Here is an 18,633-nt window from a genome sequence, read left to right as displayed (position 1 = left end):
TTGATCTGAATGTCCATTTCTCCATAAAACCATTTTTTAGATTACCTCAAGAGGTTGAGCGTACCTTTTCTTTCGATGCTGGTACCATCAGCCAATTTCAGTTTACAGATGTAGATGTATACACCGGAAGGCTGTGCCTTGCCTCTGTAACTACCATCCCATCCCAGGTTCTGATTATTGGATTCGAATATTTTCTCACCCCACTGGTTGAACACCATGAAATGAATTTCTCTTACTACGGCACCATATACCTGCCATGTATCATTCAGACCATCACCATTTGGTGAGAAGCCTGATGGAATGTATACACCATCTGGTAATGTCTTACCTGTAACAGCCTGTGATACTTTGTCCTCACAACCTGTGGCTTTCACCATCAGGGTAACTGTCTGCTGAGGTTTCAGGCCTTTCACCACATGTTCCAATCCTTCTCCACCAGAAGATGGTGCAGTCCATGTAGCACCATTGTCTGTAGATACCAGATAACCTTCCGCACCCACGATTTCATTCCAGGTGAAGCGAATCTGATCTACGCCAATAGAGTCTACTCTTAATACCGGTACTGCCAGTTGTGGTTTCACCAGCAATGTGGCTGGTGTACGTGCCAGACCGGCACAACCACCCTTGGTCGTTTCAACGTAGTATACTGCAGGACTTACTGCGTCTTTGATTTCCAGTGTAGTACCTGTTCCGATCAGTGCACCACCGGTTGCTGAGTTATACCAGTTGTATGTTGCGCCGGCATCTGCATTCTGTACGGTAAATGTGGCATCTGTATGCGCACATACTGTCAGCGTATCTGCGGCAAGTGCAGCAGCACCCGGTTCGTTCACAACGATCTTTTTCACAGTATCTCCCACACAACCGTCTTTCGTGATCACCTGCAGGGTATCAGTGTATTCACCCGCAGCAGGATATTGTTTGGTCACATTGCGTGTATCAGCAGTTGTACCATCACCAAACGTCCATTTCCACTTGCTGATCGTCGCATTATTTTCTGTTGTTGCTGTTCCGTTCAATACAGCGATATCGCTGATACAACCATTATAACTGATGGCGAAGTCTACATGTGGAGCAGCCATTACTTTCACTTTCAGATAAGTAGTGATACTGTTGTCACAGCTTTCTATAGCAGGATCAGTTACTTTCACAGGAATCACATAGTCACCCGGTGCAGAGAAAGTATAGTCTGTTGTAAGCTGGAACTGGTAGTATGTCACACCATCTATCACCAGCGTGTCAGCAGCCACCGGATTGTTGGATACAATGTCCGTTGCCGGTGTCAGGTTAGCTACTTCACTCAACTGCCAGGTCAGCGTGGCTGGTATCATTGGCAGCATGGCATTCAGACGGAATGGCGTCTTCGCACAGGTGTAAGCATTCTTATTAGTAGTCTGGTTGTTTGTATTGGTAAATGCCGGCTGTATGTTCAGGTTTCTGATCTGCATTGCTACGTTGTATGCATAGCTGACATCATATCCAAAACCATAAGTAATAGCGGTGAATGCAGAATCACTCTTTACAGTGCTCAACCCTTCACTGGCATCCCAGCGTTTTACGACAACAACATAATCCGCTCTGTTCTGATGGTTAAAGGTGTAACTGAATGTATTGCTACCATCAATGAGCAGGGAGTTCAGACCTTGTTTATGAATCACGAGGGATATGAAGTTGGCAGTCACCCCAGCGTCAGCATTACGATAGAAGGTGGCTTTCTTCACAGCTTGTTCAACAGGTGTCAGGTATACCATTTCCACGTCACCACCGGCTGAGTTACCACAGGCGCCATCATTGGCGAAATACTGTGCAACAGTTACCGGTTTATCTGCTACGATATACTCCGCTACCTTGCTTTCAAATTCATAGTAGCTGTTATTGATCAATGTATTCGATGGCAGCTGTATATTATTTCTCTTCACGATTGTCGCCGGATCTTTCACCAGTACGCGATAAATATTATTCATCAGACGAACCGGATCTGTCATACCGGAAGATGGAGCAGACATGAATGTTTTACCCCATGACTGTACCGGCAGGTTCTGTTGTACGATGTTCTCACCATCTGCACCTATCGAACCACCGGAGCCACCGCAACCGAAGGAACTGAAACTGTTACCTGAGAATACGGCTACCGGATAACATTTACCTTTCTCATTCTGTACTGAACGAACAATACTACCAGAGAGGTCATATCCCTCATTCAGGTCTTTCATTGCTCCCATTACCTGATATACCTCTCCTCTGTTCAGTGTTACCTGGAATGGTACGCCTGCTGCATGTCCACCTGCTGTCAGTTGTGACGGTGTGATCTCTACAACAGAACTATCATTGTCAGCGATGATATAGAACCAGGAGAAGGCGTCAGCATCCGCATACTGGCGGGCTGTCATCGGACGATACTCATACCCATATGTACCCACCGGCAATAACAGTGTAGCTCCTGCTGTAGACCAGCTATACTGGTGTGCATAAGCATTGATTGGTGCATCACTCTCAATACTGATACCGAAAGGATACAAACCTTCGCCGCTCAGACGGGCATCACTCAGACCGGATTTCGGTATAAAGTCAGTTGTGAAGGAACCATTTGCAGGTACTGTATAATCTCTACCCCATGCCGTGCCATTTACTTTCACAACAACGTGTGCAGCCGTAGCACCTGCTACGAAGTGCAGCGCGAGATTCTGATCATTGTCAGTAATGAAACTTCTGTCATGACCGTATGCTACCCAGAAGCGTGTACCTGTATTCGAAGTATCTGCGCCTACGGGTCCATTTGGTTCAAAGATCAGCTTACCTCTCAGACCGGTGAATTTATCAAGGTAATGCAGAGCGGTATCAGCAATGATGTTCCTCGCTACATCTACTGTGCTGCTATCATTAACGATCCAGGTATTGGACGCATTAGTTCTGCCGAGACGTACATTCTTCTCTCTGTCCATATAACCCAGCCAGGAATCCACATAGAATTGCTCCAGATTGAATTTATAGGTACCCGCACCTGTCACGTCCACATCTGTATAGAAGTACATAAATGGTGTACCCTGTGCCAGATTGGGTGGTACTACGCCTGAGTAACGTTTCAGAGTAATAGTAGCAGGTACTGCTGTATTAGGATCCCAGGTAATTTTCGCAACTGTATCAGATCCGTAGAGGAACTGCTGTGTAATACCGGGCGCCGGGATTGCCGGAACCGCCTGCAGGACAGTAGGGACTGCGGTTGGCAGGAACTCATATGCACCCATATCAGGTACACCTGCTGTCAGCGTTACCGGTCTTGTTTTTTTATTGATATCGTGGTCGTTACCGGGAATCTGTACACCACGACCATGGATAGCCCATACATCAGGGTTTGTCAGCTCAGGTTCCAATGTATTGATGCTTGCAAATGCAGGCTTGTGTACAATGGAGCTGATATCAAGATCAGAAGCCGCAATCCAGTCAGTCAGGTTATCATAATCATCACCTGTACCACTTCTGGAGATCAGCGTAGTACCTGTTGTATAATAAGTGTTGTAGTCACTGTTGATGAAATCACTCAATGCTATTTCGGCTGCCAGACCGCCACCTTCATTCGAGAAGATATTGTTACGCAGTTTCACGTTTCCATCTGCCGGGCTTGTATGAGAAATGTAAGCCGTCACATTTGCGCCTACCGCTGTAGAGGCATTGTATACGGAGTTATTGTAGTAATTGATGTTATTTCCTTCGTTACTGTATAATCCGTAGGCCACAGGACCAGTTGTTTTCACAGACACCACGTTATTCACAGTCGTGTTGTAAGAAGAACCTACGTTTGCCAGCGCCCAGATCATACCGGTATTACCAGTTACGGCGATCACTTTATTACCTTCTATCAGTCCGGTAGCAGCAGCAGAACCTTTACAATCCTGCAATGCAATACCCCATATAGAAGTACTCAGGTTACTGATGGTCAACGTATTGCTGATTACTTTATATGCACTATCTCCGGAGCTCAATACGATACCATAACCAGATGCGGCCATCGGATCTTTGAGATCTACAATGTTTCGGGATACAACAGGACGGCTCACAAAATTGATATTGATACCGCTGGCGAATACACCACTCACGTTATTACTATCTACTAACAATCCACGTACTTCGTCATCGGCAGAAGTACCGGAGAAGTGGATACCACTTGCACCGTTTTTGATAGTATTACCAACAATCGCAATGCTTCCACCTTTGAAGTCGTCAGCAAACACACCTACTACATTTGTATTATCTGTTGTAGCAACCGGCACATTGATCTTATTTGTCAACAGACTATCTCTTACCGCATTACCTCCAAATACTACTGCACGGCCATTAGTAGCATCGGTAGCAGTGATGGTGATATTCTTATAAGTGATATAGCTGGCACTATCCAGTCTCAGTACATAGTTCCTTGCAGTTGTACCGGCGTAGGTGAGTGTCACAGATGCAGGGTTACCATTCTGGCTACGGAAGGTAACACGGCTGGTATCAGATGCACCAGGAATCTTGTGCATATACACCTGTTCTGTATAAGTACCGGGCACCACATCGAAGATCACCTCACCTGCAATACCACATTCCATCGCAGCTACGGCCGCTGTAAATGAAGGGAAGTTTCTACTGCCCGATCCTGTTGGATTAATGGTATATACCTTTGATCAGTGGCTGATTCATATTCACGAAAGCCACTTCTGACCATGCAGTATCGGTACCACTACATACCAGCTGGCAACGGAAGTAATTGTTAGCACCCAGTTCTGTTTTGAATGCAGGCACATAAGCGGTATCGCTGATATATACCCATGGACCAGTGGCAGAGTAAGAAGCCTGCCATTGATAAGTCAGACGACCCGCTGTTGTATTCTCTATCAGGTCGAGGGTAACAGGTGTACCCATACAGATGTTATTATTCGGAGCCACCACAGCTTTACCCGCGTTAATTGGGGTCTGGCATAATGGAAGACTTATTTCATAAGCACCTACATCTGGTGTTGTGGTACTTCTGCTTCTTCCCAGAATATCTGTAGCTACACCCTGTGGAACACCGGTATTATCCATTTTATAGAATGCCGGTTGAAGGTTACCATCAGGCAGATCAGCATAGATCGGATCATAGTCCGTAGAAGCAGAATCTTTCTGTGTAGCAGCTTTCCATTCACCCAGTGTTTTACGGGCACCGTTAAAATAGCCGGCATAGTTCTCTTTACCGCCTGCTTTTACATAGTAGTTATTATTCTGTATATCAGCATCACCGCTCAGATAAATCGCGTACTTCGACTCATTACCTGTGCTGGTGACGGTGATATTATTGTTGATAAATTTGCTGGTATTACAGAAGTTGATATACGCACCATAAGAAGAGTTCCATGTCTGTGCAGATCCTTCCCTGTCAATGGAGATTGTGTTATGCAACGCTATAATATTGGTAGACCATGTCAGTGACAGACCACGACGGCTACCGTCTACATTCATATTGTATATGATGTTATTAGCGATGGTATCCTGTTTGGTATCATCAGCGTTCACGTTGTCAAAGCTGATACCGTATACCGTATTAGTAGTCGGTACAGGCGTACCATTAGACACGGCATTACGCAATACTTTCGCATTGTTATGTCTGCTGGTCAGAGAGATACCATACAGCGTCCAGTCTGAACCAGTTCTTGTCGGACGAGTCAGGATATTATCTGCGATCAGTGTAAAGCCAGTGTAAGAAGAGTAGATACCTCTGCTGTAGTAGTCCTTTATTTCATTACCAATGATGCGGTTATTGGATGTACCGGCATTAGTGTATCCCATCACAGTGATACCGTAGTAACCACCTGATATTTTATTCTTACTAAAGGTATTACTAACACTGAATGTATTGCTACCTGAACTTGCTGCGTCGGTTTCTGAAGTACTCATCACAATACCTGCATGGTCACCGGTGGTTCCGTCTGCCTTTGTAATGATCTCACATCTGGTGATCACGTTACTGTCAGCATGATTAAACAACTGTACACCCCATCCATATGTATTGGTACCGGTAGCGTCTATTCTCAGGCTGTCAAAAGTGATATGATCTGCTTTGCGCAGTTTTATCACCGCTCTTTCTGCACCATCAGAGCTGGAATAGTGGATGGTGTTACCATTACCCCGGAACGTGATGGTATTTACAGCAGATGCTCCCGGGATTGAATCAAGGATCAGTTGCTCTTCATATGTTGTACGACCTGCTATCACATTAAAGATCACCGGACCAGCGATACCACACATCATTGCCTGTTTGGCGTCATTGAAGCTGGTAAAGTTCAGACCACCGGTTGGCTGTGTTTTATCAATAGTATAAGTATTAGGAGCCAGTGCACCATTCACTGTCAGCAGTATCGGTGTTGAATAGCTGGTATTGGCACCACAAGTCAGCGCTGCCCTGTAATACAGACTCGTGCTGGCGATGATAGTTGTATCAGCATATGCGGAGGAAGCACCCAGCGGGGTATAAGTACCGTTCAATGTAGGGGACGTCTGCCACTGATAGGTCTGTGTTTCTCCCATTGTGTTACCCACCAGACTCACTAAAACCGGTGTACCGGCACATACTACCTGTTTGCTCAGCTGCGTAGTACCTCCTGTCGGCGGTGTTACACATGGCGGTGGTGTAAATTCATATGCACCCAGATCTGGTGCGCTGATATTACGCGCAGTATTATTAATGTCAACCGCCACATTTACCACATTACCTCTGTTATTCAGACTGGCATTGCTGGCTGAATAGTTCCCGGTAGCAATATCCTGATATAAAGGATTCACGGCAAATGAACCGGCATCCTGTTGGCTGGCGGTCTGCCATTCCGGTAAAGTAGGCAGGTTCTTGGTATAGTAACCCGTGTACTTGTTAGCGGCTGCCGGCGTGATAAAGATGTCATTCTTATCAGATATCACGTCTGTGTTAGGATAAGCATTTCCATAATACAGACCAAACTGCGCAATATTCGAAGTTGTAGTCAGTGTGATGATGTTGTTGATAAACTCAACACCTGCTGCACCTCCCGTCTGTATATATCCGGCTATCTTATAAGTATTATTGGTAGAGGTAGAAGTACCATCCATGGAGATGGTATTATGATAGATCTTTACGTTGCTGGCATTGCTGTTATAGATACCATAACGGTTTGCCTGACCATTCAGATTATAGATCAGGTTATTGGTTACTTCATTTTCCAGCTGGGAAATAGCCTCTACATTTTCGAGGAAGATACCGTAGAAAGAAGAAGTGGTTGTCAATAATCCACCAAAAGGATTACTGATTCTGTTACCATCAATAATCACTTTTGTACTCAGGTCCTGCAGGTGAATAGCCGCATAGGTAGTGACATTGTCACGGGTGGGACGGCTGAACTTATTATTTTTGATCAGCGCGTTAAATGCACCGTGTACATACACACCTCTATAATAAGATTCAGTGATGGTATTACCGGTCAATTTATTACGCTGGTTCGCCACAGAGGAACTACCTACCAGTGTAATACCATAATAACCGCCAATGATGGTGTTATCACTGAAAGTATTATCATCACAATTCGCGGCACCTCTTCCCACCGGATCTGTAGCAGAAGCACTCAGTGCGATACCCACATAGCTGGTAGAAGTAATGGTTGCCTGTAATGTGATCGTACAATTCCTGATAGTATTGAAATCAGCGTCATTCAACAACTGTACACCAATACCACGTTGAGAAGACGTAGTGCCTTTCGGTACAATTTTGAGGTTATTGAATGTGAAGTAATCTGCTCCATTCAATTTGATTACTGCCCATTCTGCCGTACTGGGTGAAAGATTAGTAATGGTTTCACCATTACCATTAAAGGTAATGGTATTAGTAGCAGATGCGCCACCCACAGGAGTAATGATCAGTTGTTCATCATAAGGTCCACTGCCTGTTACGACGTTGAAGACAACCGCACTGTCAATACCACATTTAATATAGTCGTAAGCAGCATTGAAAGAAATGAAGTTACCGTTACCGGCAGGTGCATTTTTATTGATCGTAAAGACACCACGTACCAGTGCCGGACTACTTACCTGCACAGCAGTGGAATTTGCTGTAGCACCGCTACCAGAACAGGTCACTACGCAGCGATAATAGGTAGTAACAGTCTGTATCTTATTGGGCAGGTATGGCGTTGTGGCGCCTGCGATGTTTGTCCAGTTAACATTATCAGTAGAAGACTGCCACTGATATGTCAGACCAGTAGCAGCTGTGTTTCCGCTGAGGGAAAGTGAAAATGACTGTCCTGAACAGACAGTAGTCTGTGTAGAAACAGTCGTACCAGCTAGCGGCGTACCTGTACACGCAGCAGCAGGTGTATAATTTAATATGATATCAGGACGGGTGGTCATGGTACCTGTGTTGGAAACGTTTGCTGTACCACAGAGGTTACCCAGATTATCCGACCTGTATGTATGAGAGCCATTAAAACCGAGACCTGTTGTCCATCTTACACTGGGGTTATTGGTAAAATTATCCCCACCATTACATACCTCTACAATGATATTATCTGTACCATTCCAGAAGAAAGTGGGCAAGGTGTTGAAGGAGTTCACACCAACAACCGGCTGATAGTTCACCGGTCCGAAAACAGTTGTATTAACAGGTACCCAACTGGCAGCATCAAGTGTTGCTATTGTGGTACTGCCAATTTTAATAGTGTAGTCCTCGACAATACCGGTATTGTTCAGGCTATTGACAGTAAACTTTACTGCATTAATATAACCCGGTTGCATACCGGCGGCTGTCAACTCACTGGCCCGATAAAGGAACTGTGACCGGGAGCCTTCGTAATAGTCCTGCAATGGACAGGGGTAACCGGTGCTACCATTGACACCGCTGTTAGACCCGATCGATATGTCTATCTGTGCAAAAGTATGCAGACCAGATAGCAGCAACATGATCAGGTATAAAGAAGCCTTGTATAATACAGAAACAGGCTGATTTTTCATGGCTGTTTGTTTTAAGTATTTCTTTCTTTGAATAATGCGATGGCGATGCCATTATTGCTGCCAGGTGATCCAGCTTCTGGCATCTTTTGCATTGACCATGTCATAGGAACTTTCGCCAGTCTGCACGAAATAAAAGCCTGCACTTTCCCGATATTTGGTAATGATGTTGCCTATTGTAGAAGAAGCAGTTTCAGGGATCTGCCCAAAAGCGAGTCCTGAGAAATCGAAGCCTACGGTACCATTGGTATTAAACACCGGTGTAAAAGCGGGACCATATGCACCCTGGCTCGGCAGTATACCTGCAAAGTCATATTCTCCATCGTAGACGGGGTAATAAAACATGAAATTGAATCCGGCAATACCTGTCACACCGTATGCATCATCCACACCATCAACATGGAAACCGCTCAGCGATACCCAGTAGCTTTCAGTGGAAGCAGCGGTATTATACCAGCGCTTTCCGGCTTCTTTGTCCAGTACCTGGGGTTTAATGGAACTGGTAATAACGCCGCTGTTCTCGCCTGCTTTCACAGTCAGACGTTGTGTGGCTACATCCCATTTGATGTCAGAAAAATTGGCAAAAGACACAGCGCCGTCTCTGAAAGGAGTTGTGAATGACACACCATTATTATCGAAATAATAATTAGTGCTGAACTCTTTTTCGCCATTGTTAGAAATCCATTTTAAGGTAATACGGCGATACAGTTGATCCACATATATGTCATACCTGTTACTTCCTACAGTCAGCAGTTTGAAATAAGTAAGGAACCGGGAAAATTTATTGAACTCCCAGTTCCGTTTTTTATCGTAATAATCCTGTGCCTCCTGCGAGGTAGCTTTGACGAAGATGGCTTTACTGCCATTCAGACGTCCTGTAAGTTTTATGGTATCACCATAGACCCCGTCTATGGCGAATTCAAAGTCAGAAAATAATCCCTTTCCGTAATATCCGCCGTTCTTGCTGGCATCCGGATCGCACAGTACATGGATATAGGAATAGGTGTCAAACAACAGACAAGGTTGCTGTAATGATTTCAGACGGAAGCTGCTGGTCCGCACAGTAACGGCAGACACCGAATCAAAATCTGAAAACATATCCACTCTGTTGCTGCTGTCAAATTTGAAATAAAAGCCAAAGGCAGTGCCTTCCAGAGCAGAAGGATATACAAGTGCCTTCCATCCATTCGGAGCACCTATGAGCGTTTTGTTATAAGCAGCAAGTGTCTCGTTGATCCTTGTGTCTGGCGATTCATCAAAGACATCATCATACTCCTTCCGGCAGGAAGCAAGTGCGACGATGAGCAGTAAAAGATATAATGATAGATTTTTTCTCATAAGGAGTGTTGATTGATCTTGGTTGTTAAGGCTTAGTAAAGCAGCTGTACGATAGATTTTCTGGTGTTGTCCTGCAGACTATAGAAATCGACTTTATGCGCAGTTTTAAAGTAACTAACTACCATCGCCTCTTTCTGGCGGAGCCGGTCCTTTGCCTGTGCCTGAGAACTACCATTCACACTGAAGCCTTCCGGAATGCTGTTCACTATTCTGTCAAAACCAGCTTTTCCTTCTATCAGCATCATAGCAATCATTTCAACGAAATCTTCGTTCTCATTGGACATGGCATATGCTGTTACAAAGCCGTCTTTTCTTGCGTCAGAATCAGCAATATTGTTCCAGTTACCCGTGTAATAACCTGCGCAGATCTTCTTGAACTCTACAGGATACATCACCGTCTGATGCAGGATATGTCCAAACTCATGTTCTATCACATGAAAGATCTGCTTCACATTGCCCGTATCACTCTTTTTGTATCCCGGCATTTCCTTCGTGCGGAAATCATTCAGGAGGTACATCACTACTTTACGACCACCTTCTGCGGTACCCAGCGTAATAGTTCCATTGTCATTCCAGCTGGCACTACCTGACAGTATAAAGAACTTAGGACAATACTTCTTGAAGAAGATCTCTCCTGCTTCTCTGATGTAATTGTCTATCCACACTTTTTTAATCGCCCTGATGGCAGGGATTACAACCTCTTCTCTCGGCGGCACGAGTGTTTTTGTTACATCAAACTCAAACTGGTCCCATTTATATTTTACTTCGATGTTATAAGGGACAGTCATTGTATCATGTAACCAGGCGTCTAAAGATCCCGGTACCCAGGTATCGCCACCCAGGCCCGGGATATCTTGCACACCACTGAGATCGTCTTCCTTCTTTGCACAGGCTGCGAATGCAGCTACTGTCAGGAGTAAGAAGAATATTTTTATACGTTTCATATCTGTGAGTTCTTGTATGAATGGTTACTATTATCTTGGATTCAATGTGATACCTGAATTAGTGGCAGATGCAGGAATCTGTAATACGCGGCGTTTATCACCTGCTTCCAGTACCATCTTTGCACCTTTGTCGGTATAATGGGTAACAGCCGCTTTGTAACGTTGAATATCAAACCAGCGATGACCTTCCTGTACAAACTCCGCCCGTTTGAAGTCAAGTATGGTTTGCAGCAAGCCGCTTCTCACATCGGTAATACCGTAGTAAGTCCTGATCTTTGTCTGCGTAATTCTGTGTGAAGCGGAATTGTAGTTCGTTATACGTTTGCTGGCAAAAAGGTTCAGGTCAGCCAGCACATCATTATTGTTACCGAGATAAGCATTCGCTTCTGCTCTGTTAAACAATACTTCTTCGGTTGTGAACAATGGTACCATTACATAAGGGTCTCCGATAGTAGCATTTACAGAAGCTTTTACGAAATATTCAGTCAGCTTTGGTACGAAGTAATCCCTTGTACCATAGTAATACAATGGATATGCATAGCTACCACCACTTACATTGCTGCCCAGTATTTCGATTTGTTTATTATAGGTCAGTCCGTATCTGTATTGGGCTACGTAACGACCATACATGGATTGTGTTTCCACCAGCAGCAGGTTCGCCTTTTCAGTTGCCTTTGCGTAGGTATCCCAGATAGCAGCCGGACTAAGTGTTTTATAGGTAGTATTCCATGGGCGCATATTGCTGGCCAGGTCATTGTTGGGGAATACCTGATTAGCATATTCCAGCACCTTCTGATAGTCTTTCTTGAAGAGATAAAACCGTGTAGCGAATGCATAGGTAGCTGACTTGTTAAAATGATACCTTGGCACCGCATAATTTTCATCACTGATCAGTGCCATACCTGCCAGCAGATCTTTTTCGATCATCTGGTAAGTATATGCGACCGTCTTACGCTCGTATTGTTTATTCACCACTTTCTCCGGCTCCGTTACGTAAGGGATACCCGGATCAGTAGCAGCAGTTGCTTCATCATAGAATTTCGAAAAGAATGTCACCAGCATAAAGTGTGCATAAGCTCTTGCTACCAGCGCCTCACCTTTCTGGGCGGTATAACGGCTTTTATCGGGAGCTGCTTCGCAGGCTTTCAATGCATTGTTTGCTGCTGCGATAGCCGTATAACAAGCTTGCCAGTAGTACTCCGGAGAATCCTGCTCTGTTGCGGATACATCATTAAAGAAATAAGGATCGAGGTTTGTTCTGTCAGTAACACCGGCACCTTTATCTTCCACATTATCGCTCATGGCTTCCGCAAACACGATATAGTTAGCCTGCGGATAAGCGGTACCCAGCAGTTGGGATACCTTTTTTGGTGAATCCAGCTCTGTCCAGGTACTATCCGGCGACTTATCCAGATACTTATTACATCCGGCCATGGCTATCAGACATCCAGCGAGAAAAGATGCTCTTGTAAAAAATTTCGTCATAACCATCTTATTTAGAAACCTGCTTTTAAGGATAGTGTAAATTGTTTCTGTATCGGCTGTGCAACACCACCGGTGTTGAAGAACTCAGGGTCCTGTCCTCTCAGCTTTTTGTCAGCATAGATCAGCCATGGATTGATAGCCGCGCCGGTTACCGAGATATTATTAAAGGCTGTTTTTCTAAGCACAGGTGCTGGCACCAGCCAGGTCAGCGATACCGTTTTCAGCCGGATCATATCTCCTTTTGCAACCCTGGCAGTTGAATAATTATAGTTGTTGTAAGGATAAGCACCACCCAGGAATGCCTGCTCCAATCCATCCAGAATAGAAGGCGTTTGTGTTTCTTTTTCATCGCCCGGCATTATCCAGCGGTCATAGAATTCTTTAGGCATTGCATCCAGGTCAGAGTAGGCAGTTTTGAAGGCCGGATAGAGACGGATCTTATTACCCCACTGGTAAGTCACAAATACGTTCAGTGACAAACTTTTGTAGTGGAAGGTATTATTCACACCACCATTCACAGGAGGATCAACAGGACCCTGGTATACAAGGTGATCTGTATTCAGATCCTGCAGGAATACATCCTTGCTCAGACTACCATGCTGGTCAACAAACTGTGGGGCACCTGTGTGTGGATCCAGTCCTTTGTAATCAAGAGAGAAAAGACCCCTTACAGGATATCCTTCTTTGTCACCACCCTCTGCTACTACGAGGTCGAAGATGCGCGGAATGTTCTTTACATTGGTGATCTTGTTGGTATTGTAGCCAAAGGTCACACTGGTCTTCCATCCCCAGTTTTTACGTTTGATAATATCACCTCCCACCAGCAATTCAATACCTTTCGATTTCATATCTGCGTAGTTGGCTGCTTTAAAAGTCTCACCACCGATACCGGAAGTTTTGATGATACTGATCAGGTCAAAGCTGTTACGGCGGTAAGCGTCGATCGAGAAGTTCAGACGTCTGTTGAGGAGTGTACCATCCAGACCAATATTAGTGGTGTAAAGTTTCTCCCATGTCAGGTCATCGTTCTGCAGGTGAGCGATCTTGATCACTGATTCTACTTCATCGAGATGTGTTCTTTTTGAGTTAACTGTCTGGAATACGATGTTGGAGTTGGTAGCGGGACCAAGACTTGCGGTCAGACCGTAACTTCCTCTGAGCGCCAGATAATCTACCCAACCCAGCTCCTGTACAAAGTTTTCTTTATCGATATTCCATGAACCGGATACACTCCATGTTGGCAGCCAACGGGCACTCTTTGAGCGTCCGAGTCTGTTTGATCCGTCATAACGGGTGGTACCGGTCAGGTTATATTTACCATCCAATCCATAGGTAGCTGTCGCAAAGAAAGCAGCAAAGCGATCATAGTCCTTCGCCATGCCGTAATATGGGAAGCTGCTCTCAATGGTCTGTTTGAGGATACGGAAGTCGGTAAAAGGTACACCACCATTATTGTACTGGTAGCCATAACCTGTATTGGAAGAGTTCTGACGGTCTGCATATTTCACCTGCTGACCAACCATTGCTGTAATACTGTGACGTTGGTTGATTGTGGTGCTGTAGTTCAGACTGTTACGGAAGTCGAAGTTGAGGAGCTGATCTTCTGTACGGTTATAGAAACCACCGTAAGGCAGTACGATCACCGGCAAAGCATCCGGATTATTGGGATCGCGGTAAAGGAATTTGTTATTTTCTGCGATAGTAGCATTGTCGGCTGCACGATAGGCATTTGCCATGTTACTATTTTCCGTGATCTGATGTTCACGGGAGGATTTCACATAACGGAGCGCACCTACAAATTCATATCGCAGGTTCTTAGCTATCTTCCAGGAAAGATCACCCTGGAGACGCAGGTCCATCATACTCAGGTTCAGGTAGTTATTCGCCGATTCATTGATGATGTTGAATGGCGCATAGTTCCTTCTGAAATATTCGAGTTTTCCGTCCTTATCATAAGCGGTCAGGGTACGGCTGGTATTCAGGGCATAGCTGAACGGATTAATGTCAAAATCGCGGTCGTATTGCCCTTCTACGGGGTTACTCGTACGGCTTAGTGCACCCGGTGCTCTTTGCTGACGGGCAGAACCCAGTACAGAGAAACCGGTACTTACCTTTTCGGAGATCTTGTAGTTATTGCGGAAGTTCAGCGTATAGCGGCTTACCTTATCCGCAACCGTCCAACCGTTATCATGGTAAAAGCTGGTAGAGAAATAGGACTGACCCTTGTCATTACCATTAGAGATACTCAGGGAATGTTCCTGTATAAAGCTTGTCTTGAACAGGATATCAAACCAGTCAGTGTTGGCGGAGGCGTAACGCAGCAGGAAATTACGTTTTGCAGCAGGCGTATTTTCCAGCGGGAAATTACCTTTATCATCTGCATTCAGCATCTCATACATTTTACCGTATACGCCGATATCGCCGCGGGAAAGAATATCGGAAGTCAGCATGCCCTTCCGCTCCAGCTCTGCCAGTACTGACATCTGCTGGGCGGAGTTCATGATATTATAGTTGTTATAGTTAGGCTTCAGCTGAGTGCTGTAATTACCACTGTAGGTAACTACAGGTTTTAAACCGGAACGTCCTTTCTTGGTAGTGATAACCACCACACCGTTCATTGCGCGCGCGCCATATAATGCAGTCGCTGCCGCATCCTTCAGGATGTCAAAACTTTCGATATCGTTCGGATTCAGTCCTGCTACCGCAGACCCCAGCAATGTGGTCGGGTCACCGCTGGACAACTGGTCATTGGAGATATTCACCACATCTTCCAGTACAACGTTGTCAACCACCCACAATGGTTTGTTATCACCATTAATAGAGGTAGCACCACGTACGCGTATTTTAGGGGCGGTACCGAAAGTGCTGGATACGTTCTGTATAGCTACACCAGCCACACGTCCTTCCAGCATACGGCTCACATCTGCCATACCATCGATCTTGGCTTCATCCATTTTAATACGGGCAGCGGCACCGGAGAATTTGCTTTTATCAATGTCCTGAAAACCGGTCACCACTACTTCCTGTAGTTTGGTTGTTTTCTCTTTCAGCTGAATGTTGATCACACCATTTTTATGAGCTGCCACACTCACTTCTTCCTGCTGGTAACCGGTAAAGTTGAATACCAGTATTGCATCGGCAGGAACGCCTTTCAGCTGAAAAAATCCTTTCTCATCAGTAGTAGTACCACGGGTAGTTCCTTTGATAACGACAGCCACGCCGGGCAGTGCTTCATTTTTTGGAGACGCCACTGTACCTCTTATGTCCTGGGTACGTTGTGGTACCTGACGCTCGCTTTCCGGTACGGAGAGGCCTTCCATTTTTTTTTCAACGGGGCGGATCACCACGCGGTCATATACGACCGTATAGGAAAGAGATAAAGGTTTTAGCAGCTTTTTAAGGAGGTCACTCACTTTTTCATTGTGAGCATTTACATCTACTTTATTGCCAACAATCGTTTTGTTGCCGGCATAGATAAAAGAGACTTCTGCGAGATTACCAATCTGGTCGAGTGCTTCTTTCAGCAACACATTTTTCAGTTCCAGAGAAATCTTCTTGTCTAGCGCATCCTGTATTCCTGAAGCATTTGCGGGAACTGCGATGGTCTGTGATAACAGCAGCAGCAGCGCAAGCACAATCAGGCGGAGGGATAGGGTTGCCTTCTTAAGCATTTCGTGTATGATTTGATTTTGGTTCGGTTCGGAAAATAGCATTCCCATTACCAGTCCTTGAGGGACCAGGGCAATAGGGCACCAGCTGCGGTGCAGTTCAATTGTTATCGTTACTGAGTTAACTCAAATAGGGTATAGTTAACCGGATGGCGTTCTTTCCTGATTCGTCATAAAGCGATTTAGTTTGGTTGTGTGCAATATTTAATCTACGTATAATAACAAGCTGGCTAGCATACATGTGTATGCTCAGTACATTCTAAGGCATCAGGCAGGTTAACTGTTGGCGATGTGTCTTTTGTCCTATTGACAGTTACCTCCGGCAATCATATAGCCGTTTCCATTCTTATCCTTATTGATTTTGGCGTTCAGCGACACTGCGATCAGATCGAGTGCCTTCTCCAGGTCATCCACAATGTTTACATCTCCATAAAATGCACAGTGCTGTATTCGTTTATCTAATCTGATCTCCGCGTTATAATATCTCTGCAGGTCGTTTACTACTTTTATAAGTTCTTCTCCATCATATACAAACCGTCCTTGTTGTTTCTGCGAATAAAACCGTGCATCGTCTGTGGCATCAGACATTTCAAGCAGATGCGTGTCCTTATTATATACCGCACTCTTGTTGGCTGTAAGGATCAGTTCCTTTCCCTTCTGATTCTCCTCTCCTTTTGCCGCTACCTGCACCATACCATTGAGCACCACTACTTTCGCCTTTGAATTGTTTCTCACCTCCATATTAAAAGAGGTACCCAATACTTTGGTGCTGATCAGGGATGAAGCAACAATGAAAGGATGTGCGTCATCTTTTTCTACTTTAAACAGTGCCTCACCTGTCAGTGTCACATTACGCTCCTCTTTGCCATAGCTGGCAGCATACTGTATAGTGGTTCCGGGCTCCAGATACACGATGGTCCCATCGGGCAGTGTAAATGTTTTCCGTTGTTTTTCCGCTGTAACTAAAAGCTGTTTTTCGGGTTTTCTGAACAGGCTCAGGATGCCTGCTCCTGCAACCAGGATAATAATGGCAGCAGCAGCTACTTTCCAGCGACTGAACCACATACTTCTTACTACAGCGCCCTTCGGTACGCTGATGCGCTGATGTATCTGCTCCAGTATACGTGCTGAGTGTTCTCTTTCCAGTACAGGGTCTGCGCTTTGCAGTTCAGCGTTATAAGTTTCTGACGCCACATCCCGCAGATCCGTTAGATCGTTCTCATTTAAATACTGCAGCAGCCAATCCCGGTCTTCCTGTTTCCACTCCTTTTGTTGCAACAGTTGCTTTAGGTATTCCTTCCTGTTCTGCACTATTTTAATGATTATTTAACCTAAATACGGCGCTCCTCAGCATATGGGTGGGTGCGTTTACGAAATTTGTTACATATTCTTATTAATAATGTGTCCACGGTTATTTTGGTTGATATTTGACATATGTTTCTGATTGTACAACAGTGCAGACATTGCGTTTTTGTTATCATGCAACGGCAGACTGTCATGGGTTTACGAACTAATTCTTCAGAAACAACAGTAGCAACAATACATATTTGTGCTCCTTGTTTTTCTGAATGTATTCATTAATACGGGTCATCGCGATGGATAAATGCTCTTTGACGGTGTTCCTGGAAATTTTCATTTCTTCTGCTACTTCATCGTATGTTTTACCTTCAAGTTTACATAGGGTGACAATCTTCTGTTTCTTGGGAGACAACTGTGAGATAGCTTCTTCCAGCAGGTGATACTGTTCTTCGTAAGCGCCGGGATTGTCTTCCCAGTCGCCTGCGTCAATATTAAGATTATACAACTCCTTATGAAAAGTATGCTCGCGTAGTTTCTTTCTCAGATAATCTACTGAAAGATTAAAACTGATTACAAACAACCAGCCGGCTACAGACTGACCAGCATTAATATCTTTCCTTTTCTCCCACAGCCTGGCATAGACCTCCTGCAAAATATCTTCTGTTGCAATGGGCTCCTTAACAAACTTGAAAATATTTCGGTAGACTGCCTGGTGGTATTTCCAGTACAGGGCATCAAAGGCTGTTACATCATCGGCAAGTAATTTAATAACTAACTCGGCATCTTGTGTATTCATATCACGTCGTTTATATAATTCGCCCCTCCGGGTACAAATTATACGGCAGTTTTAATGGCTCCGGGTTTTCATTACAATGTTTTCTCCATCTTTTCGACATATAAAATAGTAACAATTCTTTTTA

General features: G+C 44.8%; 8 protein-coding genes. All 8 read right to left on the bottom strand.

The genetic code is table 11. The features are described 5' to 3' along the window. Window positions 1-41: 41 nt before the first annotated feature. Window positions 42-4,583, bottom strand: a complete 4,542-nt coding sequence (locus FEF09_RS19130) for a gliding motility-associated C-terminal domain-containing protein (protein WP_146306607.1) — start codon at window positions 4,581-4,583, stop codon at window positions 42-44. Between the two features lie 55 nt (window positions 4,584-4,638). Then, window positions 4,639-8,982, bottom strand: coding sequence for a right-handed parallel beta-helix repeat-containing protein (locus tag FEF09_RS19125; protein WP_146306606.1), 4,344 nt, complete (start codon window positions 8,980-8,982; stop codon window positions 4,639-4,641). 51 nt (window positions 8,983-9,033) lie between these two features. Continuing rightward, window positions 9,034-10,317 (bottom strand): DUF4302 domain-containing protein, encoded by a 1,284-nt coding sequence (locus tag FEF09_RS19120; RefSeq protein WP_146306605.1) that lies wholly within the window; start codon window positions 10,315-10,317, stop codon window positions 9,034-9,036. Window positions 10,318-10,349: 32 nt separating this feature from the next. After that, on the bottom strand, window positions 10,350-11,261 hold the full coding sequence (locus tag FEF09_RS19115; RefSeq protein WP_146306604.1) for a putative zinc-binding metallopeptidase: 912 nt from the start codon (window positions 11,259-11,261) through the stop codon (window positions 10,350-10,352). Between the two features lie 30 nt (window positions 11,262-11,291). Further along, complete coding sequence (locus tag FEF09_RS19110; RefSeq protein WP_146306603.1) at window positions 11,292-12,746, bottom strand: RagB/SusD family nutrient uptake outer membrane protein; 1,455 nt, start codon at window positions 12,744-12,746, stop codon at window positions 11,292-11,294. 11 nt (window positions 12,747-12,757) lie between these two features. Beyond that, window positions 12,758-16,417 carry a SusC/RagA family TonB-linked outer membrane protein gene (locus FEF09_RS19105; protein WP_146306602.1) on the bottom strand — a complete coding sequence of 1,220 codons (3,660 nt, stop codon included), beginning with the start codon at window positions 16,415-16,417 and terminating at the stop codon, window positions 12,758-12,760. Between the two features lie 300 nt (window positions 16,418-16,717). Next, window positions 16,718-17,725: a FecR domain-containing protein gene (locus FEF09_RS19100; protein ID WP_146306601.1), complete on the bottom strand. Its 1,008-nt coding sequence runs from the start codon at window positions 17,723-17,725 to the stop codon at window positions 16,718-16,720. A gap of 199 nt (window positions 17,726-17,924) precedes the next feature. Then, complete coding sequence (locus tag FEF09_RS19095) at window positions 17,925-18,509, bottom strand: RNA polymerase sigma factor (protein ID WP_146306600.1); 585 nt, start codon at window positions 18,507-18,509, stop codon at window positions 17,925-17,927. Between the last annotated feature and the right edge of the window lie 124 nt (window positions 18,510-18,633).

The sequence above is a fragment of the Chitinophaga pinensis genome, assembly GCF_007896845.1.
Taxonomy (GTDB): Bacteria; Bacteroidota; Bacteroidia; order Chitinophagales; family Chitinophagaceae; genus Chitinophaga; species Chitinophaga pinensis_C.
This window is presented reverse-complemented; position numbering and strand designations above follow the sequence as displayed.